Raw genomic sequence first — 7834 nt, 5'->3', positions numbered from 1 at the left:
CCCCGGGGGCGCCCCCGCCCCGGGCCGGGGGGGGGGGCCCCCCCCCGGGGCCGGGTGGGGGCATGAAAAAACCCAGGCCGGGACGTGTGTCCTGGCCTGGGCAGTGGTGGGCGATACTGGGATTGAACCAGTGACCTCTACCGTGTCAAGGTAGCGCTCTCCCACTGAGCTAATCGCCCGGGTCCGCCGCCTCCGGGGGAGGCACGGGATCGAGGTGGAGACGGGATTTGAACCCGTGTACACGGCTTTGCAGGCCGTTGCCTCGCCTCTCGGCCACTCCACCAGAAGAGACCTTCTGGGTTCACAGCCGGAAAGGCCCCTCAGAGCGGAAGACGGGATTTGAACCCGCGACCCTCACCTTGGCAAGGTGATGCTCTACCCCTGAGCCACTTCCGCTTGTCCGCCTCCCGGCCCGTCCGGCCCGTTCGGCGACGGGGAAAACATTAGCGCGTCCGAGCGCGATGCGCGAACCGGTTTGCCCGGCGAGCCGTCCGCGGACGCTTCGGCGCAGGTCGAAGCGTCCTTCGCCTAGGGTTGGCGGCATGGCCACCGAGGATGTCGTCGCCGCGGACTTCGCGCCGGTCGCGGCCCTGCTGGCCGACCGGGCGCGGGCCGCGATGCTGACCGCGCTGCTGGACGGACGGCCGCTCGCCGCGGGCGAACTGGCCCGTGCGGCGGGCGTCGGGGCGTCCACCGCGAGCGCGCACCTGGCGCGGCTGCTCGACGGCGGCCTCGTCACCGTGATCGCCCAGGGGCGCCACCGGTACTACGAGCTGCGGGACGCCGAGGTGGCCCAGCTCGTCGAGGGGCTGTCGCGGATGAGCCCGCCCGTGCCGGTGCGGAGCCTGCGGCAGTCGCGGGAGGCGCGCCGGCTGCACCGGGCGCGCACCTGCTACGACCACCTCGCCGGGCAGGCGGGCGTCGCGCTGTTCGCCGCGCTCCTGGACGGCGGCCTGCTGGAGCCCGACGCCGACGGCTACGCCGCCACGCCCAAGGGCGCCGACCGGTTCGCCGGGCTGGGCCTGGACGTCGCCGCCCTGCAGGGCTCGCGGCGGCGGTTCGCCTGGCGGTGCCTCGACTGGACCGAGCGGCGCCCGCACCTCAACGGGGCCCTCGCCGCCGCGCTGACCGGCCGGATGATCGACCTCGGCTGGTTCGAGCGCGGTGCCGCGCCCCGCGCGCTGACGGTCACCGACGCGGGCCTCGCCGGGCTCGCCGACGCGTTCGGCTGCGTCCTGCCGTGAACCCCGCGCGCGAACCGGCGTTCGCGTACGCCGGGGGACTGCTCGCCACCGGGCTCGCCGACGTCACCACCGACCCGGCCGCCCTCGACTCGCGCGGCTGGTGGGCCGTCGTCGTCACGTACGAGGGAAAGATCACGTGCGCCCGTTTCGATGACGTCCGTCCCGCACCGCACCCCACCGGCCCGTGGGCCGCGCCGGGGGAGTGGACGTCCTCGCTCGACGAGCCCGCGTACGTCGCGGGCGTCGAGGCGATCCGCGCCGCGATCGCCGAGGGCGTCGTCTACCAGGCGAACCTGTGCCGGGTCCTGTCCGCGCCGATCGCGCCGGACGCCGGCATCGCCGGGCTCGGCGCCCGGCTGGCCGCGGGGAACCCGGCGCCGCACGCGATGACCGTCCGGCTCCCCGGCCTGGCGGTGGCGTGCGCGTCCCCCGAGCTCTACCTGGCGCGCGACGGCGCCGCGGTGACGTCCCGTCCGATCAAGGGCACCGGGCGGACGGCCCGCGACCTGCTGCCCAAGGACCGGGCGGAGAACGTCATGATCGTCGATCTGGTCCGCAACGACCTGGGCCGCGTCGCCGAGGTCGGGACCGTCCACGTGCCCGGGCTCTGCGAGATCGAGGCCCACCCGGGCCTGGTGCACCTGGTGTCGACCGTCGAGGCGCGGCTCGCCCCCGGAACCGGATGGCCGGAGCTGCTCGCCGCGACGTTTCCTCCCGGTTCGGTCACCGGCGCGCCGAAGTCCAGCGCGCTGACCCTGCTCGAAGAACTCGAACCCGTCCCGCGGGGGCCGTACTGTGGAGCCATCGGCTGGGTGGACGCGGACGCCCGGCGCGGCGCCCTCGCGGTGGGCATCCGGACCTTCTGGGCGGAGGACGGCATGCTCCGCTTCGGCACCGGCGCCGGGATCACATGGGGGTCCGATCCACACCGGGAATGGCGGGAGACGGAGCTGAAGGCGGCTCGGCTATTGGAGGTGGCGTCCGGGTGACGGAGCAGGCCAAGGTCTGGATGAACGGGGACCTGATCGACGCGGAGCGGGCCGTCGTGTCGGTGTTCGACCACGGGATGCTCGTCGGGGACGGCGTGTTCGAGACCGTCAAGGCCGCGAACGGGGAGCCGTTCGCGCTCACCCGGCACCTGCGGCGCCTCGCCCGCTCCGCCGCCGCGCTCGGGCTCCCCGAACCCGACCACGACACGCTCGCCCAGGGCACCCTCGAGGTGCTCGCCGCGGCGCCCCGCTGGCCCCTCGGCCGGATCCGCATCACCTACACCAGCGGCCCCGGCCCGCTCGGCTCCGCGCGCGGCGACGCCGGCCCCACCATCACGATCATCGCCGACGAGCAGACCCCGTTCCCGGCGACGGGCGACGTCACGGTCGTCCCGTGGGCGCGCAACGAGCACGGCGCGCTGGCCGGCGTCAAGAGCACCTCCTACGCCGAGAACGCGCTCGCGCTCGCCTACGCCAAGGAGCGGGGGAGCGGCGAGGCGATCTTCGCCAACACCGCCGGGCGGCTCTGCGAGGGCACCGGCAGCAACGTCTTCGTCGTCCGCGGCGGGCGGCTGCTCACGCCGCCGCTGTCGTCCGGCTGCCTCGCCGGCGTCACCCGCGAGCTGACGCTCGAATGGTGCGGCGGTGAGGAGGAGGACCTCTCCCTCGACGACCTGTACCGGGCCGACGAGGCGTTCCTGACGTCCACGACGCGCGACGTGCAGCCGATCCGCGCCGTGGACGGCACCCCGCTGCCGTCCGCGCCCGGGCCCATCACGCTCAAGGCGATGGAGGCGTTCGCCGCCCGCGCCGCCGAGCTGATGGACCCTTGACGGTCACCCTTCGACGGCCTTGAGGCCGATCACGCCGATCAGGATCAGCGCCAGGCACGTCACCCGCATCGGCGAGACGCTCTCGCCGAGCACCGCCATGCCGGTGACCGCCACGCCCAGCGACCCGAGCCCGACCCAGACGGCGTAGGCCGTGCCGACCGGCAGGTCTCGCAGCGCCAGCGTGAGCACCACCACGCTCAGCAGGCACACCGGGACGCCGATCACCGTCGGCCACAGCCGCGTGAACCCCTCCGACTGCTTCAGCGCCGTCGCCCACACCAGCTCCAGCGCGGCGGCGACGACCAGCAGAATCCACGGCATCCGGATCACGCCGCGTATCCGCCGTCGACCGCGATCGCGGCCCCGGTCACGTAGTCGCCGCCGGGCCCGGCCAGGTGCGCGACCATCGCCGCGACGTCGTCCGGGCTCCCGTACCGGCCGAGCGCGCTGTGCGCCCGCTCGTGCTCGGCGTCCGGCCCGTCCGCCGGGTTCATTTCGGTGTCGGTCGACCCGGGGTGCACCAGCACGGCGTTGACGCCGCGCGGCCCGAGGTCCCGCGCCAGCCCCTTCGTCAGCCCGAGCAGCGCCGACTTGCTCATCGCGTAGAGCGTCCAGCCCGGGTCGGGGACCCGCTCGGCCATCGAACTGCCCACGCTGATGATCCGGCCGCCCGCCCCGAGATGCCGCGACGCCGCCTGCGCCGCCAGGTACGCCGCCCGGACGTGCACGGCCAGCACCCGGTCGACCTCGTCGCGGCGCACGTCCTCCAGCGGCCCGTAGGGCGCGATCCCGGCATTGTTCACCAGGACGTCGAGCCGCCCCAGCTCCGCCGCCGCCCGGTCGACGGCCCGGACGATCGCGTCCGGATCGCCCGCGTCCGCCCGGATCGCGATGCCGCGCCGCCCGTGCGCCTCGATCTCCGCGACCACCGACCGCGCGCGGTCGTCCGCCCGCAGGTAGGTGATCGCGACGTCCGCGCCCGCCGCGGCCAGCCGCCGGGCGATCGCCGCGCCGATGCCCCGCGCGCCGCCGGTGACCAGCGCCGTCCGTCCGTCCAGTTCCATCGTGCCCCCAAATCCGGAGAGTTCTCCGCAACAGTAAGCGGAGAAATTTCCGATTTGCAACCGAATGCGGAGGGCGCTCCGGTTGTTAGAATCGCTCGGGTGACCGAACCCAGGCGCGTCCTGCCCGTGGTCGGCGGGCCGCGCCCCGAACGGGCCGACGCCGCGCAGAACCGCCGCCGGATCCTCGCCGCCGCCGGCCGGGTGATCGCCGCGCGCGGCGTCGAGGGCCTGTCCCTGGACGACGTCGCCCGCGAGGCGGGCGTCGGCGTCGGCACCGTCTACCGCCGCTTCGGCGGCCGCTCCCGCCTGCTCTACGCGCTGATCGACGAACGCGAGCGCGAGTTCCAGGAGGCGTTCATGCACGGCCCGGCGCCCCTCGGCCCCGGCGACGGCGACGCCCCGCCCGCCGCGCGCGTCCGGGCCTTCCTGCACGCGCTCGTCGACCGCACCGAGGAGCAGTCCGAACTCCTGCTGACCGCCGAGAGCGACGAGCCGTTCGCCCGCTTCCGCGACGCCTACTACGACCTCTACCAGCTGCACCTTCGGACGCTGCTCGACCGGATCGACCCCGGCGCCGACTCCGGCTACCTGGCCGACGCGCTCCTGGCGCCCCTCGCCGCCAACCTCTTCCGCTACCAGCGGCACACCCGCGGCATGGACGTCGCGCGCATCAAATCCGGCCTCGACGACCTCCTGCGCGGGGCGATCCGACCCGCCGAGGGGGTTACGCGGAGCGCGGATCCACGTCCACACTGGGGGACGTGAACGACTTCGATCTCCTCGTCCTCGGATCGGGCCCCGGCGGCCAGCGCGCCGCGATCGCCGCCGCCAAGCTGGGACGCCGGGTGGCGATCGTCGACCGCCGCGAGATGATCGGCGGCGTCTGCATCAACACCGGAACGATCCCGTCCAAGACGCTGCGCGAGGCCGTCCTCTACCTCACCGGCCTGAACCAGCGCGAGCTCTACGGGCAGAGCTACCGGGTCGACGACGACATCACCGTGGCCGACCTGGGCATGCGGACCCGGCACGTGATCGGCCGCGAGATCGACATCGTCCGCAGCCAACTGGCCCGCAACCGCGTCACGATCCTGGCCGGCACCGGACGGTTCCTCGACCCGCACACCGTCGGCATCGCCGCCGACGAGGGCCGCGAGCAGAAGATCACCGCCGACCGCATCGTGATCGCGACCGGGACCCGCCCCGCCCGTCCGGACACCGTCGAGTTCGACGACCACACGGTCATCGACTCCGACGGGATCATCAACCTCGACCGCGTCCCCGAGAGCATGGTCGTCGTCGGCGCGGGAGTGATCGGCATCGAGTACGCCTCGATGTTCGCCGCGCTCGGCACCAAGGTCACCGTCGTGGAACGCCGCGAGCGCATGCTCGACTTCTGCGACCTGGAAGTGGTCGAGGCGCTCAAGTACCACCTGCGCGACCTGGCGGTCACCTTCCGGTTCCGCGAGACCGTCGCGTCCGTCGAGCGGATGGAGCACGGCGCGATCACCGTCCTGGAGAGCGGCAAGCGCATCCCCGCCGACACCGTCATGTACTCCGCGGGCCGCCACGGCATGACCGACGCCCTGAACCTCGAGGCCGCCGGCCTCGCCGCCGACGCCCGCGGCCGCCTCACGGTCGACGGGGACTACCGCACGGACGTCCCGCACATCTACGCCGTCGGCGACGTGATCGGCTTCCCGTCCCTCGCCGCGACCTCGATGGAACAGGGCCGCATCGCCGCCCACCACGCCTGCGGCGAGCCCCTCGCGCAGATGCACGAACTCCAGCCGATCGGGATCTACACGATCCCCGAGATCAGCTTCGTCGGCCGCACCGAGGACGCCCTGACCGAGGCCAAGGTCCCCTTCGAGGTGGGCATCTCCCGCTACCGCGAACTGGCCCGCGGCCAGATCATCGGCGACTCCTACGGGATGCTCAAGCTCCTGGTCTCACCCGAAGACCGGCGCCTCCTCGGCGTCCACGTCTTCGGCACCGGAGCCACCGAACTCGTCCACATCGGCCAGACGGTCATGGGCTGCAACGGCACGGTCGACTACCTGGTCAACGCCGTCTTCAACTACCCGACCCTCGCCGAGTCCTACAAGGTCGCCGCACTCGACGCGATGAACAAGATGCGGCACATCGCACGCCTGACCTCATGACGGCCAGAGCAGGTTCTCCAGCTCGGCGTCGATGTCGATGAAGTCGGACTCCTCGCCCGCCGGCACCGCCTGGTACGTCCGGTGCAGGAAGTCCGCCAGCGGCGACAGGGGAACCTCGAACAGGGCGTTCCCGAACGGAGAGGACAGCGCGATGTGCAGCGTGCTGTCGTCGTCGCCCGGCCAGACCTCGACGTCGCCGTCTCCGACCTTGCGCACGATGCCGACGGTCAGCAGCTCCCGGGCGAAGATCCACTCCACCGGTTCGTCGTCGCCCACGAAGAAGGCCATCCGGATCGCGTACGGATCGTCGGCCGCGTACTCCAGCCCGGCGAGCAGAGGGACGGTCGTGCGGTCGGGGACGACGAGACGAAGGCCCAGCTCCGCTGAGACTGTGGTACTGCTGTTCATGGCCATTCCTTCATACGTCGATCCCGCTGGCGCGCGGGGAGCTCCGTTGGGTGCCTCTCCCTCAACACGGATGTCCCCACGATCTATGACGCCTAACTGTCGGAACTCGGCCGAACATTCCGCCGCACCCGCCCCGTGTGACCCATCTCACGGACGCAAAACCCCTCCCTGAGCTGGGCAAAAGCGATCTTTCGGACACTCGCCCCACCCCAGCCGCGCCCCTCGGACGTCCCCGCCGGGCGTCCCGCTGGCTTAGGGTAAATCCGTGGTAGTTAAAGACGAAGAAAAGGCCGCGCCCCGGGGCTACGGCCGCTTCCGCGACACCATGCGCCGCAACGCGCTCCTCAACACCGCCTGGCGGATCGGCGTCTTCACCGTGGGCGTCACCATCGCCCTCGGCGGCCTCGTCATGATGATCACCCCCGGCCCCGGCATGCTCGGCATCATCCTCGGCCTCGCGATCCTCGCCACCGAGTTCGCCTGGGCCCGCCGAGCCCTCAACCACGCCAAGGCCGCCGCCGAACGCGCCAAGCAACGCGCCCTCGACCCCAAGCGCCGCCGCCGCAACGCCGTCCTCGGCGTCACCGGCGGCCTCCTCGTCGGCGCCGCCGTCGTCGGCTACCTCGCCGTCTACGACTTCGTCCTCCCGTGGCAGATCCAAGACGTCAGCTTCTGGAACTGACCCCCTCGTAACCGAGGCGCGAACACCCCCCGACATGCGCTAGAGTTTCCGACGTCGGGAACGCCCCCCAGGGCGCCCCGCCCGGGCGATTAGCTCAGTGGGAGAGCGCTTCGTTCACACCGAAGAGGTCACTGGTTCGAACCCAGTATCGCCCACCATGTTTCAGCAGGTCAGAGAAGGTCTCGGAGATCACTCCGGGACCTTTTTCGATCTTGGAAGGCCCTCGGGAGCCGAACGGGGAGCCAACACCCACCGACCTAGGCGGACCGGCCCCGACCGAACACGGTGTTCATCGTGGCGGCCCCTTCGTTGATGACCGGCCTCAGCTGGTGCCGGTACACCTGCTCGGTGACGGCCGTCCCCGCGTGCCCGACGAGGTCGGCGATCGTCTCGATCCGCACGCCGCTGTCGCTCATGATCGACACGAACGAGTGCCGCAGCTCCCGGGG

Annotated in this window: 10 protein-coding genes and 4 tRNA genes; 7 read left to right on the top strand and 7 right to left on the bottom strand. The window is 72.3% G+C overall.

All coding sequences use genetic code 11. The annotated features are described in order from the left end of the window. Nucleotides 1-104: 104 nt before the first annotated feature. From AB0L25_RS40755 to AB0L25_RS40745, 3 genes are all read right to left on the bottom strand, one after another. Nucleotides 105-179 (bottom strand) — tRNA-Val (locus AB0L25_RS40755). 33 nt (nt 180-212) lie between these two features. Continuing rightward, nucleotides 213-283 (bottom strand) — tRNA-Cys (locus tag AB0L25_RS40750). 41 nt (nt 284-324) lie between these two features. Next, nucleotides 325-396, bottom strand: a tRNA-Gly gene (locus AB0L25_RS40745). Between the two features lie 146 nt (nt 397-542). On the opposite strand from AB0L25_RS40745, the gene AB0L25_RS40740 reads away from it, so the two are divergent. Genes AB0L25_RS40740 through AB0L25_RS40730 form a run of 3 tightly spaced genes read left to right on the top strand, consistent with a single transcriptional unit; the run spans nt 543 to nt 3066 of the window. Further along, complete coding sequence (locus AB0L25_RS40740) at nt 543-1244, top strand: helix-turn-helix domain-containing protein (protein ID WP_500178979.1); 702 nt, start codon at nt 543-545, stop codon at nt 1242-1244. After that, entirely contained in the window at nt 1241-2233 is a 993-nt protein-coding gene (locus AB0L25_RS40735; protein WP_500178977.1) for a chorismate-binding protein, read from the top strand. Before AB0L25_RS40740 ends, AB0L25_RS40735 begins: the two co-directional genes overlap by 4 nt. Further along, on the top strand, nt 2230-3066 hold the full coding sequence (locus AB0L25_RS40730) for an aminotransferase class IV (protein ID WP_500178976.1): 837 nt from the start codon (nt 2230-2232) through the stop codon (nt 3064-3066). Before AB0L25_RS40735 ends, AB0L25_RS40730 begins: the two co-directional genes overlap by 4 nt. 3 nt (nt 3067-3069) lie before the next feature. On the opposite strand, the gene AB0L25_RS40725 is transcribed toward AB0L25_RS40730, so the two are convergent. Together AB0L25_RS40725 and AB0L25_RS40720 are read right to left on the bottom strand one after the other, a co-directional pair. Further along, the gene (locus tag AB0L25_RS40725; protein WP_500178980.1) at nt 3070-3387 is read right to left on the bottom strand and encodes a DMT family transporter; all 318 of its coding nucleotides are present in this window, start codon (nt 3385-3387) and stop codon (nt 3070-3072) included. Between the two features lie 5 nt (nt 3388-3392). Beyond that, a complete protein-coding gene (locus AB0L25_RS40720; RefSeq protein WP_500178975.1) occupies nt 3393-4130 on the bottom strand; it encodes an SDR family NAD(P)-dependent oxidoreductase in 738 nt (245 codons plus the stop codon). Nucleotides 4131-4229: 99 nt separating this feature from the next. Here AB0L25_RS40720 and AB0L25_RS40715 point away from each other — a divergent pair, with 99 nt between their 5' ends. Both AB0L25_RS40715 and sthA read left to right on the top strand, forming a co-directional pair. Further along, nucleotides 4230-4895 (top strand): TetR/AcrR family transcriptional regulator, encoded by a 666-nt coding sequence (locus AB0L25_RS40715; protein ID WP_500178974.1) that lies wholly within the window; start codon nt 4230-4232, stop codon nt 4893-4895. Then, nucleotides 4892-6295: a Si-specific NAD(P)(+) transhydrogenase gene (sthA, locus tag AB0L25_RS40710; protein ID WP_500178972.1), complete on the top strand. Its 1404-nt coding sequence runs from the start codon at nt 4892-4894 to the stop codon at nt 6293-6295. Before AB0L25_RS40715 ends, sthA begins: the two co-directional genes overlap by 4 nt. Here the strand turns inward: sthA and AB0L25_RS40705 are convergent. Then, nucleotides 6290-6703: an SsgA family sporulation/cell division regulator gene (locus AB0L25_RS40705; protein ID WP_026404467.1), complete on the bottom strand. Its 414-nt coding sequence runs from the start codon at nt 6701-6703 to the stop codon at nt 6290-6292. The two genes, sthA and AB0L25_RS40705, sit on opposite strands and share 6 nt — an antisense overlap. 265 nt (nt 6704-6968) lie before the next feature. On the opposite strand from AB0L25_RS40705, the gene AB0L25_RS40700 reads away from it, so the two are divergent. Both AB0L25_RS40700 and AB0L25_RS40695 read left to right on the top strand, forming a co-directional pair. Then, nucleotides 6969-7385 carry a PGPGW domain-containing protein gene (locus AB0L25_RS40700; RefSeq protein WP_500178970.1) on the top strand — a complete coding sequence of 139 codons (417 nt, stop codon included), beginning with the start codon at nt 6969-6971 and terminating at the stop codon, nt 7383-7385. An 83-nt stretch (nt 7386-7468) separates the two neighbouring features. After that, nucleotides 7469-7543 (top strand) — tRNA-Val (locus AB0L25_RS40695). A gap of 99 nt (nt 7544-7642) precedes the next feature. Here the strand turns inward: AB0L25_RS40695 and AB0L25_RS40690 are convergent. Further along, on the bottom strand, nt 7643-7834 hold a 192-nt coding region (locus AB0L25_RS40690; RefSeq protein ID WP_500178969.1), incomplete at its 5' end, for a tyrosine-type recombinase/integrase.

Origin of the sequence: Spirillospora sp. NPDC052242, assembly GCF_040679555.1 — a bacterium.
Lineage (GTDB): Bacteria > Actinomycetota > Actinomycetes > Streptosporangiales > Streptosporangiaceae > Spirillospora.
Note: the sequence above shows the minus strand (reverse complement) of the source record. Positions and strands in the feature narration are given on the sequence as shown.